The following is a 22,966-nucleotide window of genomic DNA, read 5'->3' as shown; positions in this document are numbered from 1 at the left end:
GACTCAGGGAGCTTGGATATCCTATACCATGGAGAAAAGTGATAAAAGGAGCTGTCGATGAGATTATAGAAGAGATGCATAATCCGAAAGTAGCACTTAACAAATTCTTAATTGTGTTACAGAATAAATATCATAATAAAAGGGCAATTTGATGATAGGGCAGGTAGTAACTCCATTTTATGAGTTCATTTTTAAACCTTTGATCTTACCCCGTTCTTTCGGACACTCGGCTAATAGAGTAATCTTTAAGCCCGAGGTCAACAATGAAAACCAAAAAAGAAGAAATAACGGCACGGTCTGCCTACAAGAGGTATACGTCGCAGTTTAAAGAGCAAGCGTTAGAACGCACTGATCGGGATGGTGTCCCCAAGGTGGCGCAAGATTTAGGGGTGGCGGAGGCGACCTTGTATGCCTGGAAGGCGAAGCGTCGACAAACCGGGCAGCCGTTTGAAGACCAAAAGCTCCAACAAGCCGAACTGGCAAGGCTTAAGCGTGAGAATGCGCGATTGGAAGAGGAAGTGGCCTACCTAAAAAAGGCGGCGGCGTACTTCGCGAAACTGCCCAAGTGAAGTACGCCATGATTAAAACGAATGAAATGCACTTCCCGGTAGGCATGATGTGCCGCCTGCTGTTGGTTTCCCGTAGCGGTTATTATGCCTGGAAACGCAGGCCTCCTTCAGTGAGGGAGCAATCGAACCGGTTGCTGAAAATTGAAATCAAGCGGGTGTTTGATGACGAAAAAGGACGGGCTGGCGCACCCAGGATCGCCCGGCGATTGCAGGACGAAGGCAAGCCAGCCGGCCGCCACCGTATAGCCAGGATCATGAAGGACAACGGCTGGCGGGCGAAGGCGGCCAGGAAATACAAGGCGACCACCCACAGCAAGCACTCATTGCCAGTAGCCCCTAACTTATTAGAACAGGATTTCAGCGCAGACAAGCCTGACCAAAAGTGGGTGTCGGATATCACTTATATCTGGACGGAGGAAGGCTGGCTGTACCTGGCGGTCGTGCTTGAGCTTTATTCGAGGCGGGTCATAGGCTGGGCAATCTCAGAACGGATGACAGCAGCGCTGGTGTGTGATGCCCTCATCATGGCGTTATGGAACAGAAAGATGCCAAAGGGCGTGATAGTCCATTCTGACCGGGGTAGCCAATATTGTTCAGCCGTTTACCAGAAGCTGTTCAGAAAACATCAGCTGATTTGCAGCATGAGCAAGAAGGGCGACTGTTATGATAACGCCGCTATGGAAAGTTGGAACCATAGCTTCAAGGTCGAAGCAGTGCATGGCGAATGCTTCAAGGCCCGTTCCGAGGCCAAGTTCCAGGTGTTCGAATATATTGAAGTATATTACAATCGCAAACGGCTTCATTCAAAACTGGGCTATCTTAGCCCGGAAGCTTTTGAAGCTAAAAAAGTCGCTTAGTAGGGTGTCTGTGAAATCCGGGCAAGATCACTTAGCTTACTGAAAAGTTGCAACGCAAACCTAGCAGGCTGTTGAAAAACACAAACTGAGAGTTATTATTGCACAATATATTGCGACTTATTTATTAATACTGCACTACATATTGATAAATAATTTTTTAATTCGGTCTTTTTTAACAGCCTGCTAGACCGAACACTAAGTTTCATTGTGCGTGTTACTCGGCAGAGAGGGGGAAACTCGAGCTTCCAAGCACAATTGTTTCCAAAGGGACTCAGAATCTGCTGTACGTTGCCCTATGCGACGTTGATGTTTGGCAAGCCAGAAGGGGCGGATTATCATCCGCTGAACCAGATAACGTAAGGCCGACCCTCCCCAACAGGTGACTTGGAGTGTAGGAGTCACCACAGGTAGGCGATGCCACCATTTGTGGCGTATATATAGCCACGCTAGCCAGTATGCCCAGGGCAATAGCGCCACTCCCCTACTGTTGTGTATACAAAATGCTTCAATTACATGGCACGTTAGCCCACGCCGTTGCGCTTCCAAGCAGATGTCCGCACCATAAAGATGAAAACCCGGCAACTGTTCATCAAAACATAATCCAGTGGAGCGACGGAGCACCAAGACAACTTCATCGAGCGTTTGGATTCGAATGGGATGTGTGAGAGGGTATCCAATCAGGCATCCTAATCCAGTAGAGTATAGGTGGCCATGGCCAATACCGTCAGGTTCGTTACCGTAAACTCCTAGTACGGCCCAGAGAGGTTCTTCTTCATTGAGATAATCAATAGCCTGGAATAACTGGTCGAACCATCCTTCCGGCAAGTAGACATCCTGATGAACAAAAACGAGAATATCTCCGCTGGATTTTTTTATACCAGTATTATACCCAGCTGCTGCGGAAACGGCATCTCTTTCGATTATAATCTCGATGTCGCCCTTCAGGTCGGGAGAAACGAGTAGTGTAGATTCAAGGACTTCATTGCTGTTGCTGACGACGATTACACTGCAATTCATGGCAGATTAAGGCTAAGCTAGTGTTTGAAATTTAGACATGGTAATGGTTGACCGATAGCGATGGCGCTGCATAGCCTTAAGCTCTTGTTTGGGAAGCGATAATTCAACGATATTCGATCCAGACCGGATAACTTTATCCGACAATGTCGCTAGTACGGCTAATTGCATAAACCAAAGTACATAAGTTTGATCGTAATACGGAATTCCCAGCCAATTAAACGCATGAACTGCGAGTACGACACCAAACCCCCAAAACAAGAACTCTAAGCTGCTATCGCTTTCGCTACTATTCCGGATAATTTCAAGCGCATTCCCCACGTAACTGAAACCTCGAACTAGCAGGAGAATGGACAAGGCGGTTGCTCCAAGGCCAGCCTGAGCACCAAAACACAGATAATTATTGGTCAAGTCAACTCCGCCCGTAACATGGTTGTAAGTTGGAAGCCAATATTTTGTAGCTCCTATGGGAATGCCAGCCAGCCACCACTCATCAATGTGCCGAACAAAAACGTCAATGATTTGGGAGCGATGCCAACTGTCACCGCCGGTGATTGCGCCAAGCTTAGCTATCAGAAACCAAATTGGCGCTTTCATCACCAGAGCCAGCAAACAGAGAGCGGCAACAAGACTGCGCCGAAACCACTGCATCCTTTTGCGGCAGACCCATAACATCCAGCCCAATAAGCCGTATATTACACAGCTGATTGGGCCACCGGAATTTGAAGCCCACACAATTGCCAAGCAGAACACTATTCCTGCAAGGGCGAACATTCGATCCTTTCTCGAAAACCACAAGCCAATATAAAGCTGCACGAAACTTGCCCCTAATGTGCCTAGCAGGGCGGGATGATCAAAACTGCCGACGCTACGTATTCGCCCTTCCCTCCAAACGTCCTGCACATAACCCAAAAAAGTAAAGAGATGATACCCCATCAGGCTCTCGGTCAGCACCAACGCAGTGTATGGGCCCAGGAAAAGCAAAAACACCTTTAAGAACCATTTGAAATCCTCAACATCTTCTAGCAACATCCGAAATGAGAAATAGCATATAAATGCGTCTACCGCTATGCCAATTACGTTTGCCTGCCCTTCGTTAGAACGCGCAAGAAAAACCAGCGTCGTGAAGGTGTATAAGGCAAAGAATACCCGGTCAATACCGTTCCAGACAAACGACAAGAATTCTCGCCTGAAAACTATCCTGACAAATACGGCAATCTCAACGAACCGCATTGCAAACAAATTTATTCCGAACACTGGGATAACCTGTCCCAACGGGAGGTACAGCATCCCTGCCATCACTCCAATCACTGCCCATCGATCCGAACCAAAGATTACGACAAGCATGACTGAAACTAAAATGCTTCCCCCGATTGCGTTCATAAATCAATCATGCCCTAAAGATTTTGACTCCATAGGAAGAGCAGGCGGCACTAAAAAAGTCGTTTTATCACGAAGCCTAATTATAACCTCGATATTAGTGCGGAAAGCCGGCACTATTTCCAGTGCTTTCGAAAGCAAGTTTTTGTCACTATCAGCATCAGGATATGTCTGGATTTCCACGCTAAAATCGGGAGACAAGCGCTTAAAATATTTTCGTATTTCTCTCGAACTGTATTCCTTCCAGTGATGCCCGTAGGTAATTACAGTTAGAATTTCGTCGATTGGAATACCCACCCCTTCAAACGTCGCAAATCGAATCAAGTTCTTAACCAGCGCGCGAATCCGAAAAACATTAGGGGTGGTCACATAGAGAATACCCCCTGTTGAAAGCAACTCCCAAACCCTCCGCCAAAAGACTACCGGATTGAAAGTGATGTGTTCCAGCATCTCCGTGCACACCACGAGATTGAAGGAATTATCCTGACCTCCTAGAAAATCCCCTAACTGGTGCGAACCGGAGCTGATGTTTTGGATATTCATTAGTCTGGAGCGTTCCTGAATAAAGGGAGCCTTAGTAAATAGCGGAACATCGAGTCCATACACATCATAACCTAAGAGACTTAGTAGAGTTGATTGGTGTAAGTAGTGACTTCCAATATCGAGTACACGACAAGGTGTCGGACAAAGTTGATTAATTCGTCGTATAGAATACAAGTAGCGTCTTAATTGGCTATTGAAATAATTTTCGTCACCACCATCTTGCTCTTTTACTAAGTCAGCAAGCAATCCGGCGGCTTCCTCCAAACTAGAACATCTTTTATATTTGGACACCATGTTTGTTCTTATAAAAAATTAAGGGGAGATTGGTTTTTTAACACATACAGAGTATCCGTTCAGGGTGACCTCAAGTTCGGCGTATTGAGGTTCGCTGTTGTCCATGTCCGACAAAAATACAGCCATATTTTTTAATTTTCAATGAACTATGCCAACTATCTCGAATTTTGTTATGTACAGAGCTTTTTTGGTTTTCATTCTTAACTTCGGTATTAGAGATTGCTCTTTTAGCCGAGTGTCCGCTATTTTAGAATGAGATCATTTGGTTATGGCTCATGTCCCCGTCCAACATCGCCGACAATCCGGTCAGCATCGCATACCCACTGTTGCAAATCAGATAATTTGTAAACAACCAGCATTTCATAATGATACACTTTTTTGAAGATGAGCATGTAACATCAGTCATAATTAATATTACGTCAATTTGCAAACCAGTTCACAAATTTTATTCCTTGATTTACTATGCTTACGCCCCGTTAGTATAAACAAAATCAAAAATTACTAAATTTTATTTTTTATTTTTTATTTTTAAGCGTTCTAAAAGAACCTAATTATAAGATCATATTTTAAGTTTATTATTTTTGAGAAATTCTTTGGCGTAGCCATACCCCAAATTTAAAAAAGTAATTGGCATTACTTTAGGCGAAGCACAAAGCGCAAGGATTTATGCCTGTTTACTAGCTAATTTGAGATTGAAACAACAGGTTATACTATGTTAACTAATGGTTAATCATTATTCCCGGCTATTTTATTGATAGCAAACAAAAAGCCACTGAAAAATTAGGAGAAAATTATGAATATGCAAAAAACACCTTTGTTTTATATGTTAATTGCCGCCATAGGTATTATGCCAGCCGTATCAGAAGCAGCCTTAAATTATGTAAGAGCCGGGGCGACTGGGGCTAACAATGGTAGCGATTGGAACAACGCTTACGCAACGCTACCTTCTTCGTTAGTGCGAGGGAATACTTACTATTTGGCCGATGGAAGTTATAGCGGTTACACTTTCGACGACGCGAATAACGGAACAAGTGTTATAACTATCAAAAAAGCTACCGCATCAGATCATGGCAGCGATACCGGGTGGGCAAGCACTTATGGTGACGGACAAGCCGTATTTTTTAATTGGTACGTTTATACAGATTACTATGTCTTTGATGGGCAAGTCAGAAATGCTGATTGGCGGACTGGCGGGGTAAACCAATACGGCATAACAACTGGAAATACGCGGCTTGATAATGGCAGTGGTACAGGCGGTGATAATTTAACTTTCCGATATATCGACATCCACGGAGGGGGGCGCGATACTGGCGATGGAGACGATGTGATTTATGGCTTGACTGGAAATAGCAACATTACCTTTCAGTATTGTGCACTTCGCGATTCCGACCGCACCATATTCCTAATGCGCGGCAACTGGCAAAACCTAGTGGTTGATCATAGTTATCTTGCACGCAACACCAGCACTCCTGCAATCCATGGAGAGTTATTATCTATGACTGATAGCAATGGCGTTACCTTTAGCAATAACGCCATTGAGGACATAGAAGGTACAGCCGTATTTGCGGGTTTGAACGACGGCATTGCATCGAATTGGAAAATTTTCGGGAATTCTTTTTTACATACGGCCGCTTATATTGCCGATACAGGAAGGCAATCTAATCATAACGATGGGATTGCGGGAATTGTCTTCTGTGCAAATGACAGCAGTAACAATAATACCTGTAATAATTTTTTGGTCTATAATAATACGGTTGTAAACATTCAAGGAACTTGGTCTGGGGTTACTATTCAGCAAGGAACGGGCAATAGCACCCAAAATAATATCTGGTATAACTCCGTTAGAACAGGTTCTACTGCTGGTACAGCAGGTGGCAATTTGTACATTAACACCATAGCAGATGGGGATACTAGCGCAAGCAAGGCAGTATGCACTTCAAACTGCAGCATTTTTGTCAACCCAGCGAATAGGGATTTTCACCTAAATACTGCAACTGCAACAGGTACAGCGCTTACCGCTCCATACAACACTGATCCCGATAGCATAACCCGAGGTTCTGACGGCACATGGGATAGAGGTGCATTTGAATTTGGTGGTACGCAATCAGCCACCATGTTACCCCCAACCTTACGTACTATCACCCAGTAAGTTTTTACATAGCAGTAACCAACCCATATCTTAGATAGTCATCCCGACGAATCATGATACTAAGTTGGCACTGTAACATTTTCCGGATAGCGTTATCCGAGAAATTTAAATAACCTAGCGTTTAGCATTTTGTTATAGAAAGACGCTTCTTCATCATTGACAAGCCTTGGTTTTCTTGTGATTAATGGCACAAGATAACCAAGGATCAAGGCAACACCCCCAATCATAAAGGGTTTTGCAAAAAACACTCTATGCACCGCCTTGACCACCAAAAAAAGGAAACCGCCTCCGGTTTGATAGTAGATTTCGCCGTGGAAGAAATGGGTACTTAATTTGCCCATTGCAATCCCTTCGGGCTTTAAGTGAGTAAATACTATGTCTTCAAAGTGCCCTGTTTTCCAGCCTTTTAAACCTGCCCTGATTTCATCTAAAGTATCCCAGCCTTTTTTGGGAACAAAACCTTCAATAGCCTTGAAGCATTCCCGCCTTACAACCTTCGACGCACCGGCAGCATGATACGGCGGCATTTTGGTGGTCACCCAATTGCCGTCGTGCATTTCACGATAAACTCCGGATGCGATGCCATAGCTTTTCTCACTCTCCATTCTAGCCAGAATTTCTTGAAAGTAATTGGGTTCCAAGTTAACGTCGCCGTCGAGTTTTACAATGTAATCAAAATCATCAATTTGAATCGTTCCGAGCCCCTTGTCAAAAGCGATGACCTCAGCACTACCTAGATTCCGTTGGGTGGACTTCGTGTTTAACACGGTAATCCAAGCGATCCCGGCAGTGTTGGCGGCGATGATTTCGGGTGTTTGATCTGTTGAACCGTCGTCAACAATGACCCATTTATCAGGCCGTTTGGTCTGGGCTAACACCGATTTAATCATGCTCCCAATATGTGCATCTTCGTCTTTAACGGGCGTGACGACCAGATAGCTTGGGTTAGGTAACGTCGGGCTTCCACCAGATTCATTTGTTGAAATCATATTCGGTAAAATTTCTAGGCTATCAAGAAGGCGTTCCACAGAMCGCCACGTTAACTTACTGATTTAGCAATTGGTTTGTTATCAGTAATCTTTTATCATTTCATTTCTGTTGAACGCCCATTGCAAGACTGCTCGCCATTTTTTAACTGAGTTGCTATTTTGTCGTTTAAAAAGAATATTACTTATTAGCAATGCAGTAAGCCGAAGTAGCGCAGTCAATAACATTGAAATTCGGTAAAACCACGCATAAGGCTGTCCTTTAGACTTAATAAAAAATTTATACATCGTATCGCGCATCATGACGACAGCGAAATTACTTTTAGCTTCTTGTGAACTGCCGCCACCATGATGGACGATAGTTGCTTCAGGAAGGTAATAATTCAAATAACCTGCTTGTTTGGCCTTATAACAAAGATCAATATCTTCAGTATACATAAAATACTCTTCGCTGAATTTGCCAATTTGTTCGAATATTTTGCGTTCCATCATAATGCATGCCCCCGATATGGCATCAACGAGGGAAGGTTCTATTTTTGTCTCGAAAAGAGCCGCCATGCCCCACAATGAAGACTTCGGCATTTTTTCCCGCAAGAATTCAGAATCTAATATTTGGTTTAGTATGGTTGGGAAGGATTGGATACAGCTTGTTTGGACAGTTCGATCCGTGTTCAATAATTTACAACCTATCGCACCCGCTTTAGGCAATTTCTGCAAATAGCCGTAGATTATGTTGATGGCCGATCCGTCTATTTCTGTGTCGGGGTTCAAGAACAAGACATTTTTCCCGCAAGATTTTTCAAAAGCAAGATTGTTTGCTCGGGCAAACCCAACATTTTCTTGACATTGAATAAAAACAACCGCCGGATAGTTGTTACGCAACATTTCCTCGCAACCATCAAAGGAAGCGGAATCGATAACAATAATTTCATAGTTGATTGTATGCGTCCCAGCTATAACTGAGTCCAGGCATTTTTTGAGGAACCCAACGGAATTCCAGTTGACAATAATGATAGATAATTCCACCAGATAGACCTGTTTTGACTAGTTCCCAATACTTAGTTGGACATGAATTTGCGATGCCATAATTCCAGTGACACAAGGAGGTAAATCTGCCTACGATATTGTTCTTTACCCGAGCGATCCAACTCAAGTATTTTTCGAATATACCCTTGGTCAAAATAGCGGGCCATAGCCGAATCACTGCTTAACAAACATTCTTCAACGTAGCTTTTCATTCCAACCCGAAACCAATTTTCAATGGGGTTGGCAAATCCTTTTTTCTTGCGATGGACAATTTCTTTTGGCAACCATTTCTCTGCCGATTTTTTATGGAGATATTTGCCATTAAAGCCCTTCAGCTTCAGGTTAGGGGGCAAACTTTCAATAAACTGTACAAGTCGGTAATCCAAAAATGGAACGCGCGCTTCTAGCGAATTCGCCATTGATGTTTTGTCGCCCACCATTAGCAAATCGTCGGGCAAATTGGCGCGAGTATCAAGATAAAGAATTTGTGTTAGCGGATCGAGATGCTTTACATCGTTTTGCAGTCGGCTGAGCGCATGGCGTGTGCCATAATAATCGTTGTCAAAAGCTTGTTTCAAAGCGCCCGTGTAAAGATGCCCTTTCATATCTGCGCTAAAAAAAGAATAAATTTTTGTAAGACGCGTCAGCATGTCGGGTTCAGCAAGCGACACCACTCCCCGCTTTAGCCGTTCCATACGCCCTGGCATCGAAATTATCAAGCTCGCCAAATTATTTGTGACCAAGCCCGGTAGCTGGCTGTATAGGCCTGAAAGTTTTGCTCCTTTATGACGGTCATAGCCTGCCCAAGGCTCATCTGCGCCCTGCCCTGTAAGCGCAACTTTTACATGTTGGCTGGTGAGTTTGGCGACAAAATAAAATGCGGCAGCAGTTTCGTTGCCGACCGGCTCTTCTAAATCCCACATGTAGCGCTCATAGTAATTTAAATAATCACTTGGCCCTAATATCTGATGGTAATGATCAGCCCCAAACATTTGCGCCAAAATCTTGGCATCCTCTACTTCATTTGTTTTTTCGCCGTCCTCGAAACCAATCGTAAAGGTTTGAACCGCTTTACTGGTATGTTTGCTCATTATCGCTAGCAGCATTCCAGAATCGACACCCGAACTGAGAAAAAGACCGAGCGGGACATCGCTCCGCAACTGAAGCCTGACCGCATCTTCCAGTAAATCCTGATACTCTTCGATAAGATCCGCTTCTTTATACGTCTTTCGTTCGGTTGGCCCCCACTCCCAGAATCTTTCAATTCTTATGCCAGCCTGCGACACCACTAAAGTGTGTGCAGGCGGCAATTTCATAATATTCTTGAACAGGGTTTTCGGCGAAGGCACATAACGGAAGCTGAACAATTCTGCGAGCGCATCGATATCGACTTCTCGAGGGCAATTTTTGTGTTGGAGCAATGACTTGATTTCGGAGGCAAATAAAAGCTGGCTGCCTAAAATCACGTAATAAAGCGGCTTAATCCCCAAATGGTCCCTGGCGAGAAACAGTTCCCGCTTGTTTCCGTCCCAAAGCGCAAATGCAAACATGCCATTAAAACGCTTAACACACTGGATACCCCATTGTTCGTAGGCATGAACGATCACTTCTGTATCGGAATGTGTCCTGAATTGATGGCCGTATTTTTGCAGTTCCTCACGTAACTCTATGAAATTATAAATCTCGCCATTGAATACAACCTGGATGCTACCGTCCTCATTACCAATCGGCTGTCCGCCGCCACCAACATCAATAATACTGAGCCGTCGATGCCCCAATCCGACTTCTTTGTCGAAGAATTCACCTTCGCCATCAGGCCCGCGATGCAATATCGCCGATTTCATCTGTTGAACAATCGCTTGATCGATTGAATTCCCCTTAAAATCAAAGATCCCGCAAATGCCACACATATAGTTTTATTGATGATCCGTTGTTCTTAATAATTAGATTGCACATTATACGCATCTGCTTTTAGCCTAAAGATGAGTGCCCTGATCTTTTTTGATGCCAGTTGAAATCCGTGTAACCAATCATAGCCACCCTCTAATTTGGCTTGAAACAAGGGCATATCGTCACAATCGTTAACCGGCAAGCGCTTCAAAAATAGGGGGTTATCACTTGACTTTGTACGTCCAATAATTGTTGTCACTCCCATTAAATAGCCTTGTTCGAGCAGAAGATTTCTAAGCATTTTAGTGAAATTTATATCTCCTTCAGGGAAGCGATAAGGATAGGAGAATAGAGTCATAGTATGCCCTAAAACGTCTTCTATTTGTTTCTTTGAATTTGCCAACTCGTGGACAATTTCATCGCAGGACAGGTCATGAAGCTGCGGATGACTGACGGTGTGCGAACCAAATTCAATACCTTTAGCGGCAAGTTCCCTAATTTCAGTTTCTCTCAGGCATTCGTTTCCCGTCAGAAAAGTGTTGTCAATCATTCCGCTGGTAAGAAATACAGTCGCTTTAAATCCAAATTTCTCAAGTATCGGAAAAGCGGCACTATAGAAATCACGTAAGCCATCGTCAAAGGTAATGACTACCTTAGCGTGTTGCTGCCCAGAAGCCGCCGACGTATTGGCAGGTGTGGGTATTTCTTGGTTTTGTAAGACATGAACGGCTTCGGAAAGGGTAAGCGCTTGATAACCTCTCTCACTTAAAAAACGCATCTGTTGTTCGAAGCATTCTGGGCTGGTTACAGTTCGGAAATACGGATGTAGATGGTCGTCTAATTGGCCAGAAATACTGTGATACATCAAGATGGGAATTTGTAGGTCACTCTTTCTGCACAGTAATTTGGTTGCCGGGTAAAAAAAAGAGAGGGTAAGAAGCCTATCGATTCTCATGGCAGCTACTTAACAACCTGAACCAACCGGTTTACTAAAGCAAGGTAATCGCCTTGCTTTGTTCCCCAGCTATGTTGTTGGGCAAACTTAAGCGCTTGGAATGCGAGTTGATCATTCTTTTCCCGGTTGTGATAAGCTTCAAGCATCACGCGAGCCAAATCATTAAAATCGCCAGCATTAAAAAACCTTACCAGGGATTCATTGAAGTAGTATTTGTCAATCCGCGTATCCGCCACCACAACCGGAACGCCAAGTGCCATAAACTCGAATATTTTGGTGCTGAAAGCATCGCCGCCAAAGGAATCATTCCGCTTGGGCACTATGCCGAGGTCGGCATTTGCCATAATGCTTGCGATTTCCCTAAGCGGCAGGGGAGAATTTAGAAACACTTGGTTTTGTAACTTTAAGTCAGAAATCTGTTTACGCAATTCTTCCTTTGCACTGCCCTCGCCATAAATATGTAATTCGATGTTTTCTGCCTTGTGTTTTATGAGATTAAAAGCATTCACAGCGATATCCAAGCCCTGGTGCCAATTTAGGGTGCCGGGATATATCATAATAAACTTATCGTCTTTTCTTGCCGTTTTAAGACTGGGGTTAAAGACAGTAAGATCAGGGTAGTTGATGTAAGAAGAGCATTTTTCTTTTGCAATTGACCTTGCGGTAATTTTTTCAAGCCAGAGGTCGTTGGCAATAATGACATGATCGGCAAACGTTGCCGATAGCTTCTCCACAAATTTTAAGGCGGCAAATACCATTGAATCCTGTGCCACTTTGAATTTGGCGGCATAAAATTCAGGCACAATGTCGTGTATATCGAGGATAATTTTCGCCCCTTTGAGCTTAGGAACAAAGGCTGCAAAAACCTCGAAGTCAGGAACAGAATGCACATGGATCAGATCATAGGGTTCTTTGAGATGCCGTTTTGTGATTTCGATCATTGAACGGAAAAAGAACTTTACTATGCGGGCAAGGTAGCTAAGTTTTCCGCTCTCGTTTTTTATACGCCGCTGAATTCGTATGACCTTAACGCCATTTATGATTTCCTCTTCCGGCTGAATCTCTCTTCTGAGCACAATCGCTTCAACGGATAAACCTTGTTGCGCCAAAGTCTCAGCATATCGCATTACCCGCCCATCCGTTTCGTAAAAGGTGTAGGCGAGCATACAGGCTTTCAGCGACGACTTATTCCCAGAAGTCAATGCAATGTTATCCATTTAACCGCCATTTAGAAATCAAAGAGATCGGTGATGTCGTTTTATTTTAAAGGCTTAAAGTAATTCCGCATAATCATGCGTTTTGCTGTCCCATAAGTGGAACGCAACTTATGTTCTAAAGACAATTTCAACCAATTTTGGAATAATGAAAAACCTATAAAACGAGGCGCAGGGATACCCAGAAACTTCATCGTCATGACCCTTCCCCATATCGATCCCCGCTTACGCAATAACTCTTTTTGCGATAGCTCTAGCACTACGGGATCAACCGATTTAAGCTCAACATAACCCGCTTGTATCGCTCCTTTCACAACTTCACGGCCTGTTTCAGTCCTTACCAACACGAGTGATTTTCCTGGTTCGCCCAGTTCGATACTCCGATACCAAGGATCACCGCATGAAATATCGGCAAACTCGCTGGTACCGTCTGGACATGTATGGCATCGGTAAGGTCGGTACGCTTGCAGAAATCCCCAAGCTTCTTCATAAGTGGCGAGTTCCCGCCATTCCGTTTCGTTATTTAAGCGTACTGCAAAGTTACCGGGCCAACCTCTTCCGCGATACCTTATTTCTTGGACATCGTCATGGTTGATGCCATGCTTACTTAGCAGGTCTATCGTCCCTTGAGTGCTGGGTGTCCCCGCACAAAAAATGCCGATTGCAGCCCCGACATTCTTACTCAAATTGGGACGAATCGCCTGGGTTTTACGCAAAGCTTCAACATCACAAGGTTTGCCAATGAATACGCATTCACCCGTTTCGTCTTCGATTGCCTGAAAATTATCACAGGGGGAAGCTGGTGAATAACGAGAACCTGTTGTCGCCAATATTTCAGCTTTTGTTTTGCTAAATACGGTCTTGTTTTTGTATTTCTTGGCTTGATCGAAACCAGCGTGAACGGCCCCGCGCATGTCTTCATGTTCTATGCAATAAAGCGCCAAAGCGCTTGCCAGCCCTCCAGATGAGCCATCAAAGCGCATGGCTTTGTCCGTCGCATGGCCTTCCCATACCTCCAGTACGGGCCCCCAACCTTCGGTAAGCGCGCTGATTTGCCCTTTTGCCGATGCCATCGAAGGTTCATGCGATACGCCCACACCCGGACAAACAGTGACACAATCATTGCAACCACTACAATCGCCAGAGGATAGCGCTGGCCTAATACCTTGGTCTACGATGTCGATTAGATGAATTTTTTGTTCGGGACAGACGTATTCGCAAGCGCCGCAGCCAAGGCAAAGGCGCCAGTTTACGACATCAGAAACGTCTTTAAATTTATTTATGTCCACGCACTTTCACCCGCTGCAAAGCTATTCGATTCCATTAAGTAGCCCCAGAATATTTTCCTTTATTTCAGGCATGGTCTTTTGTAGGTGGTTCTTGATTTCTTCCCTTGCAGCCAAAGACTTGTCAACAGTGGTGAGAATTTCTTCGATTGTTAATTGCTTAGGATCAGCGATAAGAGTGCCAACACCGACGCTTTCAAATACGCCGATAAATTTTTGGCTATAACTGATCCCAATGGCAGGGATTGCTTGTGACAGGGCGGCAATGCAAGCATGCATACGCGAGCCTATAAAAAAATCACAAAGGCCTATGACGTATTTGATTTCATTTTGGTCGTACTGGCCTGACACACAAAATAGTCGGTTAGGGTATTTGTCTTTTAACCGTTCATAAACTGAATTAACGGCATGACTGTCACTTTCTTCGTGACTACCAAAGACGTGAGGAATAAGGAACATGTCCGCTTGCTTTTCCTCAATTAAAAAGCGGATGATGCTATCAATCAATTCTTGGTAATCGACCTTAAGATTGAACATATTGTTCTTGTTGTAGCCGCCAAGAAGTAATAGACCGCTTACATTCAAACCAATTAATGGCCTAGTCCTGTTCGTCAGTTCTGCTTCTGTGGCACCGATTAATTCGATACATTTGGGTTGATGGGGTTCCATTACAAACCCCATGTCATGGCAAAACCGTATTTTTTGGGTCTCGTTTTCTTTAAGGTTCAGCAATGTCAAGGCTTCGCTGATGCCTTCGTTATCACGGGAATAAATAATTTCAGCATGGCGCATCAAGAATTTTGCTATCAATCTCGATAGTCGGCTGTTTAGCGGGCCTATCGTCTGGGGCAGGAAAATAAGCCGCTTATCCATGATAGTGAGTAAAATTTGCGGCAAGGTGACATAAAAGAACCTACCAATGCCATAAATATCACTAAAACTATCGCCACCTGATACAGCGAACGCAATATCGGCTTCAAATATATTACTTAACCATCTATTTCTTTCGAATATCCCTTTGCCTAAATTTCGTCCAATACATTTGGTTAAAATTGCCAGTAAACATAAGTATGCAATATTATTTGGTATAAAAACCTTCCACGAAAACCTCATATTAATCAACGGTACAAATACAGTTTTGCCTTCGATTTCGAGTTTAGACGTGATCGCTTCCCTACCATAGTCTAAGAAGAAAATATCCGCAGCAGGGTATTGTTTTTTTAAGACCGTAAGTGCTCCTGCCGCCAAAGCACTAACGCCCATATTGTCAGTATTAAAAGTAGCACCGAGCAAAAGAATTTTTCTTATTTTCATTTATTCTTGATTTGCAAAATTGAACAATACCTTCATTTTATACAAGCGCAGTTTGTTGTAATCTTTTATGACCTAATTTGAATCTAATAAAGCATGCCTCACATCATGTCAGCCTATGGCTTAATGTAATATTAGTGCCCGTTATCCAGATACTTTGGCACTATATCCGTATCCGTATCCGTATTTATATGATGGTAACTGCTGCCTTGACTTGTTGAGGACTGTTCCCAATAAGTTTGTCTCTTCTAGAATTTGCATTGATTGCTGGAGTTCATCAGTCGTATTCTTATCATCCTCTACAACTAAAAGTGCAGCATCGCAATATGACATATATAACATGGCATCATCGGCTATAAAAAGCGGAGGGATATCGAAAATAATGATTCTGGATTCGTAACGCGATTTTGTATCTTTGATGAACTCGACCATTTTAGGGGACGAAATCAATTCCGAATAATTTACCTTTGATTCTTTCCCCGGCAATAAAACTAAATTTTCTATTTTTGGATGTATCAAGATATGTTCCAATGAGGTGACCCCAGACAAGTAATCAATCAATCCAAATTTACAGTTTAAACCTAAATGGTGACAGATACTCGGATGCCTAAGATCAGCGTCTACCAAAAGCACAGTCTGGTTGCCCTCCAATGCAATCGCAATCGCAAGATTTGTAGCTACCCATGACTTACCCGCACCGGGTGTTGCACTTGTAATAAAAAAACTATTCCAATTATTTTCCCTAAGTTGCTTCAGGATATTTGTTCGAAGCACCCGGAATAAATCAGCTCGCTGATCATTATAAAGCCCCATAATAATCCGGTTGTCTTGCAAAACTTCAGCATCGAGAGGCGTTATTCGAGTTTTTGAATACCTGATCTTATCGAGTGAATCACTTTCTGAACTATCAACCATATTGATGTATCCCATAATTATTAAAGCAGCAAAACAATGCAAACTCCGGCACAAGTCCGCTTAAGTTAGGCGCTAAAACTTAAAAACAAAAATATAGACAAGGCAATCAAAATGATTCCCGAAACAACTACCCAAACTATAATTTTTTTTTCTTTTCGTTGTTTTGCTAATTTAGCCTCTACTTCAGACACAGTCTCGATATATGGAATGACAACTATTGGCATTAGTCCAGTTACCTCCGCTATGGCACGAAACCCCCTTAACTTCGGATCTAAAAGTTCGACTAGAAACGCAAGCCCAATACCCATAAGCAAGCCCGCAATAAATCCGCCAATAGCAACTTTTCTTCTAATTGCTTTTTCAGGATGCGTAGGAATTACAGGTTGCTCGATGATAGTGAGTGTTTGCCCCTGCTGCTGTTCAACTTGAGTTTGAAAAAGCTTGGCATCGAGCCACTTTTCTTTAAGCTGATTATATTTTTTTACTGTATTGTCCCTTTCTCTTATTAGGTCGTTATACCCTTTTTCTACTTGGGGGGCAACCGAAACAACCTGATGCATATTGTCGAGCTTTGTTTTTAAAAAATTCCGCGTTTCAATCAATAACTGTAGTTCTGATTGACTTGATTTATATTGGGCCTCAACACCCAGGTAAGCTGGATTAGTAACACTATCTACGCTTGCGCCCTTTGATTCCGACTGGTTTCGCAAAGGATTACTTTTTAGTTTTTGCTCTAATCTTTCGATTTGAATTTTCTGCCTTGCTATGTCTGGATGATTCTCAGAATACGTTTCTTCAAGCGCCTTAAGATTGCCCTGTGCTTCTTTCAATTGCTTGAGCACTTCTCCCACCGCTGGCTGTTCTTCAAATCCAGGATCCAGTGCCTTTATTTCTCGTTTAAGACGAATTAGAGTAGGATGTGCAGGAGAATAAATACTTGTCAGCCTAAGATACTCTGCCCTTAAGCTACGTAAGGCTTCATCTTTAGTTTGGGGAGTCTTGTCATCGGACTTACTTGGCATCACTTCTTGCGCCCTTGCCAACTCAGCCGCCAAAAAAGCAATCCTTTCTTTAGTTGTCCTTATCTGATTTTCAGTGTCCCTAAGTTCATTTTCTGTCCGGTCTATAGCTGCTAAATTCCCTTGCGCTTGATCCGGTAAGCTATAGCTATTTTGTTCCTTGTATATGGCTATATTGTTGTCCACTTCTTGTAGTTCACGATTTAGCTTTTCTGACTCTTCCATTAAAAAGTCAGTCGCTTTAATTGCTCGCTCGGTTCGAGTTTTATCATTTTGCGAGATGAATAATTTGGCTAAAGCACTCGCTATTTCTTTTGCCTTTGTTGGTTCTCGGTGGCTAAATGCAATATCAAAAGCAAACGCTGTCATTACTGATTTGCTATTCGGGGTTAAAGAAGAGGTTGTCAAAGTCACTTCAGTGTTACCTTTGAAAGAATCTGCTAGTTCGTATTTTGAAAGGTCTTTCTTAACGTCATTGTAAAGTCCATTTGATTCTATTATTGAAATTACATTGTCCGTTGTCATCACTCTTTGATAGAGCGATTGTATCTGCTCTTCAGCAAAATGAGACATTGAAGATTCGAAAAGGTTTGTTGGAATTGGAGTCTCAATCAATATCGTTGCTTTTGAACGATAAATTTTTGGTAGATTTAAGGCAACAATTACGGATATGACACTAGTTAGCAACCATGGTATCACGATGTAATACTTATGACGCTTTGCAAGATCAAGGCAATCTGAAAATGTTTTGATGTTTAGTGCCATGACTAAAAGCAGTTCCTATTTTTTTGTGGTATCACTGATGCCCTATTAACAGAATCTAACCCATCAAAACTTATCTTCAGAAATAATGAATGCAAACAATTTACCTGATATCTTAATATTGAATTTACGGATTTCTCTGACTTCAACTTATCCGGCGTATCACTGCAATTTCTATTCTGGTCAGATCGTTCAGCACAGACTCATATAAAATACATGGCAATGATCAAATCATTTCGGATAATCTAATCCCTTCCTAGAATCGTTAGCGTTTATTGTTATAACAATAAGTTTTAAGAATAATCATTAGGTGCGAATGATTATCGAAATAAATTATCTTATATCAGATACTATTTGATATCCTTATTATAGCTTACTGCTATTTTTAGAATGCCCTATGCTGATAGCATCCTTATAAAAGCAAAATTGCTAAACAGTGATTAAGCCGAACACAGTTTCGGCTGACAAAACACTATAACCTATCACTGGTTAGCAAGCATAGTGAGAGCCGCACTGACTTCTTCACATTGCATTCGACCTAACTCAGCAAACATGGGCAGGGATAATACTTCATTAGCCGCTTGTTCTGCATGGGGAAAGCACCCCTTTGCATAGCCTAAATCAGAATAAGCGGGTAACAGATGTACAGGGATAGGATAATGGATTCCAGTTTGTATCCCCTTGGCATTCAATGCTTCTTGCCATTCACTTCGACTCTTAGTGCGAATAGCATAAACATGGTACACATGGCGCGCATAGTCCATTTCTTTCGGTGTAGGCACTCCGGTATCGGCCAATAGCTCGTTATAATGCCCCGCCGCCTTTCTGCGCCCCTCTGTCCATTCTTCCAGATATTTTAACTTAACCCTTAGCACCGCGCCCTGAATCCCTTCCAAGCGGAAATTATAACCTTTGAGTACGTGGTGATATTTCTTTTCTGCGCCCCAATCACGCAGCATTCGAATAGTGCGCGTGTATTCAGGGTTGTTGGTTGTTACCATCCCACCTTCGCCATAAGCCCCTAAGTTTTTGCCGGGATAAAAACTAAAGCAGCCCATATCGCCCAGGCTACCGACCCGCTTTCCTTTGTACTCTGCGCCGTGGGCTTGACAGGCATCTTCAATAACAACCAAGTTATGGCGTTTGGCGATTTCAAGAATCGGATCCATATCTGCCGATTGACCATATAGGTGTACCGGAATAATGGCTTTTGTGCGTTCCGTAATAACACCTTCTATCGCCTTAACATCCATTGTAAAAGTTTGTGGGTCTATATCAACAAACACAGTTTTGGCACCGGTATAATAAATAGACGCCACTGTCGCAACAAAAGTGAAAGGCACCGTAATGACTTCATCACCAGGACCGATTCCGGCTGCAAGCAATGCAAGGTGCAATGCACTTGTACCCGTATTTACGCCAATTCCATGTTGAGCATTACAGTAAGCAGAAAACTCTTGCTCAAATGCCGCAACCTCGCTGCCCAAAGTAAATTGACAAGTCTCCAGAACATTTTGGATTGCTGCGTTAACTTCATCTTTAATGCCCTTGTATTGGGCCTTTAGGTCGACAAACGGAATCATTCTATAACACTCCCATGACGCATTGGCATCCCTTTGAGTTTAACTGACCGCCCATGCTCGTTCATTGAACGAGTTGCCGCTTCGATTAACTGAACAACACGCATCCCAAGCAAACCATCAGTAATCGGAACTTTGCCGTTCACAATGCAATCTACAAAGTGTCCGCCTTCAATTTTTAACGCTTCACTGCCATCTATTTGGGGTGCCCACATATCCCCTGTACGATAACCTACTCTCATTTCGTAAATTTTTCGGGGATCATCAGTAAAACTAATGCCTTTGTCGTAAACCTTAATTTTCTCGCTGGGTTCCAGGTCATTGTAGGTAATCATTTTTTTGCTGCCCCCGATAAGAATTTGCCGTACCTTTACGGGCGCTAACCAATTTACGTTGACATGGGCAATGATTCCAGAATCGTAAAACAGTGTAATGAACGCCAAGTTTTCTGGGGTACCAGGAAAGTGATTGATACCGACAGCAGACACGGCTATAGGCTGCTCTTCCAATAGATAGTCAAGAATAGAGAAATCATGCACGGCCAGATCCGAAATGACACTGACATCGTGTTGAAACAAACCTAGATTGACCCGTATTGAATCATAGTAATAAATGCTTCCGAGATCTTCTGATTTAATCAATTCCCTCATTTTGCGGACTGCGCCCGTATAAATGAAGGTATGGTCAACGAGCAACACCCGTTTACGCTTCTCAGCTTCGTCTACTAACTGACGCGCCTGCGCCACCGTTTGAGTTATGGGCTTTTCAAGCCATAAATGTTTATCTGCCTTGAGCGCCGCCATACCAAGATCGAAATGAGTGCTGACTGGAGTTGCTATGGCAATGGCATCAATGGTCGGATCATTGATCATATCTTCAAAACGTGTCGTCGTTTTTACCCCAGGGTAACGTTTTTGGACAATCTCAAGCTTTTTGGTATCTAAATCCGCCACGCAGGCAACCATAAGGCCAGGGATTTCTGCAAAATTCCTTACTAGGTTAGGCCCCCAGTATCCATATCCGATAACGCCTATCTTAATCATGGTGAGCCTTATTTTTGGTAAAATGACTTACTTTGTTCATATTGTGTTCCGTCAACAATCTTGACCATACAATTAATTTTTAATTTTAAGTTTTGCACCCTAACCAGAGCAGTGTGCTTACGCTTTTGCGCGCACATCTCCCGTAATGCGCGCCGGCACCCCTGAAACGATTGCATAATCAGGAACATCCTTGGTAACTACCGCCCCAGCGCCCACTAATGCGCCCTCTCCAATCGTGATGCCGCATAGAATAGCAGCATTGCTCCCGATTGAGGCACGAGTTTTAACCAAAGTGCGAACCACTTCCCAATCTGCCTCTGTTTGCAAGTTACCTTCCGCATCCACTGCCTTTGGATAAATGTCGTTTGTAAACATGACACCATGGCCTATGAACACACCGTCTTCAATATCAACGCCTTCGCAGATAAATGTATGGCTAGAAATTTTGCATCTAGCTCCAATAGATGCCCCTTTCTGAATCTCAACAAATGTCCCAATCTTTGTGTTAGCTCCAATTTTGCAGCCATACAAATTTACGAGATCGGGATGGTAGATCGCTACGCCTTCCCCTAACTGAACATCACTTTTGATCATTTATTAAGCGCCTTTTAAACATTATTCTAAATAGTGAGCATATCCTATCACCCCTAAATGCAAATTTCAGCCAAAAAGCAATACAACTCTCTTAATCCTATTGCGACCAAAAAATGGGAGAAAATTGGGATATGATAAAAATACCACACAGCACTAAATATATTTGCATAATTTCGGGATCTTTGAACCGGTTGGTTCAACTGTTGGTTTTTTTAACACCCTTTGCATTATATTAACGTAATTCTCGATCTTAATCGAAAGGCTTAACTAAAGCATTCCTATCCGCCAATCATAAAGGCAAAATTGCCATTAAAATGCACCGCTACTATGTAGCACTTCTTTTACTGTTTTTAACAAAATTTTTAGGTCGAGGGCAAGCGACCAAGTCTGGATATACTTAAGATCCAGCCTAACTGCGTCATCAAATCCAGTCCTACTTCTTCCTTCTACCTGCCAAAGCCCCGTAATCCCGGGTTTCATCTCCAATATTCTCCTTAGATGCCAGGGTTGATACTTCTCAGCTTCATAAGCAAGCGGCGGACGCGGCCCGACTAAACTCATGTCTCCTTTCAAGACATTAAAAAGTTGCGGCAGTTCATCAATACTGGTTTTTCGGATAACTTTTCCTACTTTTGTAATCCTAGGATCAGACTTAATTTTATAGATTGGTTTTACTGCATCCCCATTATTAATTGCGGAATGATTGCCCTTGATCAATTCTTGGACATAGTCCCTATGAATTTGGTCATTGGTATCCATACGCATGGATCGAAATTTATAGAACGTAATCGGGGCACCTTTCCTGCCCAAGCGGGTTTGGGTAAAGATCACTGGCCCTGGCGAGCTATATTTGACAAGCATTGCAGTCACAATCATGACTGGCGACAAAGCCAGCATTAGCACAATTGAGCCTATTACATCTATTGCCCTTTTTACCTTAAATCTAATTTCGGAATAATCGATTGAATCATCAAGTAGGATCTCAAATAGTTCAGGCGGAACACTACCGTTTTTTGCCAGGCTTTCAAATATGTGATCTGGGTAAGTTGCAACTGCAATGCGTAACGGTGTTTCCTCAAAAGCATCCATTATTTTTTTTAGGGATTTTCTTGCCCCTTCCTCAGAAGTATAAGGAAGGAGTACGCCCAAGGTATGTTGGTCTACATAACCAAGAATGTCAGTTTCGCGTATTTTTGCCTGGACTTTTTTTAACAGCGTACGAACATTTGAGTTTTCTGCATTAGCTAGGTCATGTGTTAACAACATAATTGACAAAGGGACTCCAGACCTTTGTGCCCGACGTTGTTCAAAATTCAACTGCTTGATAAAATGAGGCGTGTCAAAAACTTTTTCGACATCAGCCTTCCTACGACCAGTCTGCCTGCGGTTTAAAGTATTATCAACCACCTTTAATTTCACGGGGGCATTAACTAACATTTCGTCGGCCTCCTTTATTTTAGACCTCATGATTTTCACCTCTGCGCCGATATTGTTTTGGACAACAAAAATAATCCTTTATCTTGGTTGCGTCTATAAGTAAAAATACCTATTCCTTATGGTGTAAGGTATTATTTATGCG

19 protein-coding genes and 1 pseudogene are annotated in these 22,966 nt (G+C 42.9%); 2 read left to right on the top strand and 18 right to left on the bottom strand.

Annotated elements, in window-relative coordinates; genetic code table 11:
* Positions 1–263: 263 nt before the first annotated feature.
* Positions 264–1,426 (top strand): IS3 family transposase gene (locus tag MGMO_RS08075; protein WP_152976321.1). Its coding sequence is split into 2 segments (ribosomal slippage): positions 264–528 and positions 528–1,426, totalling 1,164 coding nucleotides; the frame shifts between segments, so codons are not numbered across the junction.
* A gap of 195 nt (positions 1,427–1,621) precedes the next feature.
* Here the strand turns inward: MGMO_RS08075 and MGMO_RS08070 are convergent.
* The 4 genes and pseudogenes from MGMO_RS08070 to MGMO_RS21255 all read right to left on the bottom strand — a co-directional run.
* Complete coding sequence (locus MGMO_RS08070; protein WP_023494558.1) at positions 1,622–2,443, bottom strand: glycosyltransferase; 822 nt, start codon at positions 2,441–2,443, stop codon at positions 1,622–1,624.
* Between the two features lie 12 nt (positions 2,444–2,455).
* Positions 2,456–3,787, bottom strand: coding sequence for a hypothetical protein (locus MGMO_RS08065; protein WP_152976320.1), 1,332 nt, complete (start codon positions 3,785–3,787; stop codon positions 2,456–2,458).
* A gap of 39 nt (positions 3,788–3,826) precedes the next feature.
* Entirely contained in the window at positions 3,827–4,627 is an 801-nt protein-coding gene (locus MGMO_RS08060; protein WP_161808477.1) for a class I SAM-dependent methyltransferase, read from the bottom strand.
* Positions 4,628–4,907: 280 nt separating this feature from the next.
* A pseudogene (locus MGMO_RS21255) lies at positions 4,908–5,021 on the bottom strand (IS701 family transposase); the annotation flags it as partial.
* 703 nt (positions 5,022–5,724) lie between these two features.
* Here MGMO_RS21255 and MGMO_RS21090 point away from each other — a divergent pair.
* Positions 5,725–5,856, top strand: coding sequence for a hypothetical protein (locus tag MGMO_RS21090; protein ID WP_407656505.1), 132 nt, complete (start codon positions 5,725–5,727; stop codon positions 5,854–5,856).
* 778 nt (positions 5,857–6,634) lie between these two features.
* On the opposite strand, the gene MGMO_RS21085 is transcribed toward MGMO_RS21090, so the two are convergent.
* From MGMO_RS21085 to MGMO_RS07990, 14 genes are all read right to left on the bottom strand, one after another.
* Positions 6,635–6,703 (bottom strand): hypothetical protein, encoded by a 69-nt coding sequence (locus tag MGMO_RS21085; RefSeq protein WP_407656507.1) that lies wholly within the window; start codon positions 6,701–6,703, stop codon positions 6,635–6,637.
* 195 nt (positions 6,704–6,898) lie between these two features.
* A complete protein-coding gene (locus tag MGMO_RS08050) occupies positions 6,899–7,795 on the bottom strand; it encodes a glycosyltransferase (protein WP_036307287.1) in 897 nt (298 codons plus the stop codon).
* An 81-nt stretch (positions 7,796–7,876) separates the two neighbouring features.
* Complete coding sequence (locus MGMO_RS08045) at positions 7,877–8,818, bottom strand: glycosyltransferase family 2 protein (protein ID WP_023494553.1); 942 nt, start codon at positions 8,816–8,818, stop codon at positions 7,877–7,879.
* Positions 8,819–8,850: 32 nt separating this feature from the next.
* Positions 8,851–10,728 (bottom strand): asparagine synthase (glutamine-hydrolyzing), encoded by a 1,878-nt coding sequence (gene asnB / locus MGMO_RS08040; RefSeq protein WP_023494552.1) that lies wholly within the window; start codon positions 10,726–10,728, stop codon positions 8,851–8,853.
* A gap of 26 nt (positions 10,729–10,754) precedes the next feature.
* A complete protein-coding gene (locus tag MGMO_RS08035) occupies positions 10,755–11,486 on the bottom strand; it encodes a polysaccharide deacetylase family protein (RefSeq protein ID WP_161808476.1) in 732 nt (243 codons plus the stop codon).
* Positions 11,487–11,668: 182 nt separating this feature from the next.
* Entirely contained in the window at positions 11,669–12,880 is a 1,212-nt protein-coding gene (locus MGMO_RS08030; RefSeq protein WP_023494550.1) for a glycosyltransferase family 4 protein, read from the bottom strand.
* A 41-nt stretch (positions 12,881–12,921) separates the two neighbouring features.
* Positions 12,922–14,166 carry a Coenzyme F420 hydrogenase/dehydrogenase, beta subunit C-terminal domain gene (locus MGMO_RS08025; protein WP_023494549.1) on the bottom strand — a complete coding sequence of 415 codons (1,245 nt, stop codon included), beginning with the start codon at positions 14,164–14,166 and terminating at the stop codon, positions 12,922–12,924.
* A gap of 21 nt (positions 14,167–14,187) precedes the next feature.
* Positions 14,188–15,477 carry a polysaccharide pyruvyl transferase family protein gene (locus MGMO_RS08020; protein WP_023494548.1) on the bottom strand — a complete coding sequence of 430 codons (1,290 nt, stop codon included), beginning with the start codon at positions 15,475–15,477 and terminating at the stop codon, positions 14,188–14,190.
* Between the two features lie 141 nt (positions 15,478–15,618).
* Positions 15,619–16,389, bottom strand: coding sequence for a CpsD/CapB family tyrosine-protein kinase (locus MGMO_RS08015; protein WP_023494547.1), 771 nt, complete (start codon positions 16,387–16,389; stop codon positions 15,619–15,621).
* Positions 16,390–16,454: 65 nt separating this feature from the next.
* Entirely contained in the window at positions 16,455–18,173 is a 1,719-nt protein-coding gene (locus MGMO_RS08010) for a GumC family protein (RefSeq protein ID WP_023494546.1), read from the bottom strand.
* Positions 18,174–18,652: 479 nt separating this feature from the next.
* The gene (locus MGMO_RS08005; protein WP_023494545.1) at positions 18,653–19,753 is read right to left on the bottom strand and encodes a DegT/DnrJ/EryC1/StrS family aminotransferase; all 1,101 of its coding nucleotides are present in this window, start codon (positions 19,751–19,753) and stop codon (positions 18,653–18,655) included.
* Complete coding sequence (locus MGMO_RS08000) at positions 19,750–20,793, bottom strand: Gfo/Idh/MocA family protein (RefSeq protein WP_023494544.1); 1,044 nt, start codon at positions 20,791–20,793, stop codon at positions 19,750–19,752. The genes MGMO_RS08005 and MGMO_RS08000 overlap by 4 nt, the downstream gene beginning before the upstream one ends.
* A 117-nt stretch (positions 20,794–20,910) precedes the next feature.
* Positions 20,911–21,387 (bottom strand): acyltransferase, encoded by a 477-nt coding sequence (locus MGMO_RS07995; RefSeq protein WP_023494543.1) that lies wholly within the window; start codon positions 21,385–21,387, stop codon positions 20,911–20,913.
* Between the two features lie 309 nt (positions 21,388–21,696).
* On the bottom strand, positions 21,697–22,824 hold the full coding sequence (locus tag MGMO_RS07990; protein WP_082458320.1) for a sugar transferase: 1,128 nt from the start codon (positions 22,822–22,824) through the stop codon (positions 21,697–21,699).
* Between the last annotated feature and the right edge of the window lie 142 nt (positions 22,825–22,966).

Source organism: Methyloglobulus morosus KoM1, assembly GCF_000496735.2.
GTDB lineage: Bacteria > Pseudomonadota > Gammaproteobacteria > Methylococcales > Methylomonadaceae > Methyloglobulus > Methyloglobulus morosus.
This window is presented reverse-complemented; position numbering and strand designations above follow the sequence as displayed.

Excerpts from the sequence above, each read along its gene's own strand:
- MGMO_RS08005 (WP_023494545.1), bottom strand. The coding sequence starts at position 19,753 with ATGATTCCGTTTGTCGACCTAAAGGCCCAATACAAGGGCATTAAAGAT.
- MGMO_RS07995 (WP_023494543.1), bottom strand. The coding sequence starts at position 21,387 with ATGATCAAAAGTGATGTTCAGTTAGGGGAAGGCGTAGCGATCTACCAT.
- MGMO_RS08020 (WP_023494548.1), bottom strand. The coding sequence starts at position 15,477 with ATGAAAATAAGAAAAATTCTTTTGCTCGGTGCTACTTTTAATACTGAC.
- asnB (WP_023494552.1), bottom strand. The coding sequence starts at position 10,728 with ATGTGTGGCATTTGCGGGATCTTTGATTTTAAGGGGAATTCAATCGAT.
- MGMO_RS08015 (WP_023494547.1), bottom strand. The coding sequence starts at position 16,389 with ATGGTTGATAGTTCAGAAAGTGATTCACTCGATAAGATCAGGTATTCA.
- MGMO_RS07990 (WP_082458320.1), bottom strand. The coding sequence starts at position 22,824 with ATGTTAGTTAATGCCCCCGTGAAATTAAAGGTGGTTGATAATACTTTA.
- MGMO_RS08010 (WP_023494546.1), bottom strand. The coding sequence starts at position 18,173 with ATGGCACTAAACATCAAAACATTTTCAGATTGCCTTGATCTTGCAAAG.
- MGMO_RS08000 (WP_023494544.1), bottom strand. The coding sequence starts at position 20,793 with ATGATTAAGATAGGCGTTATCGGATATGGATACTGGGGGCCTAACCTA.
- MGMO_RS08035 (WP_161808476.1), bottom strand. The coding sequence starts at position 11,486 with ATGCGTTTTTTAAGTGAGAGAGGTTATCAAGCGCTTACCCTTTCCGAA.
- MGMO_RS21090 (WP_407656505.1), top strand. The coding sequence starts at position 5,725 with ATGGCAGCGATACCGGGTGGGCAAGCACTTATGGTGACGGACAAGCCG.
- MGMO_RS08030 (WP_023494550.1), bottom strand. The coding sequence starts at position 12,880 with ATGGATAACATTGCATTGACTTCTGGGAATAAGTCGTCGCTGAAAGCC.
- MGMO_RS08070 (WP_023494558.1), bottom strand. The coding sequence starts at position 2,443 with ATGAATTGCAGTGTAATCGTCGTCAGCAACAGCAATGAAGTCCTTGAA.
- MGMO_RS08065 (WP_152976320.1), bottom strand. The coding sequence starts at position 3,787 with ATGCTTGTCGTAATCTTTGGTTCGGATCGATGGGCAGTGATTGGAGTG.
- MGMO_RS08050 (WP_036307287.1), bottom strand. The coding sequence starts at position 7,795 with ATGATTTCAACAAATGAATCTGGTGGAAGCCCGACGTTACCTAACCCA.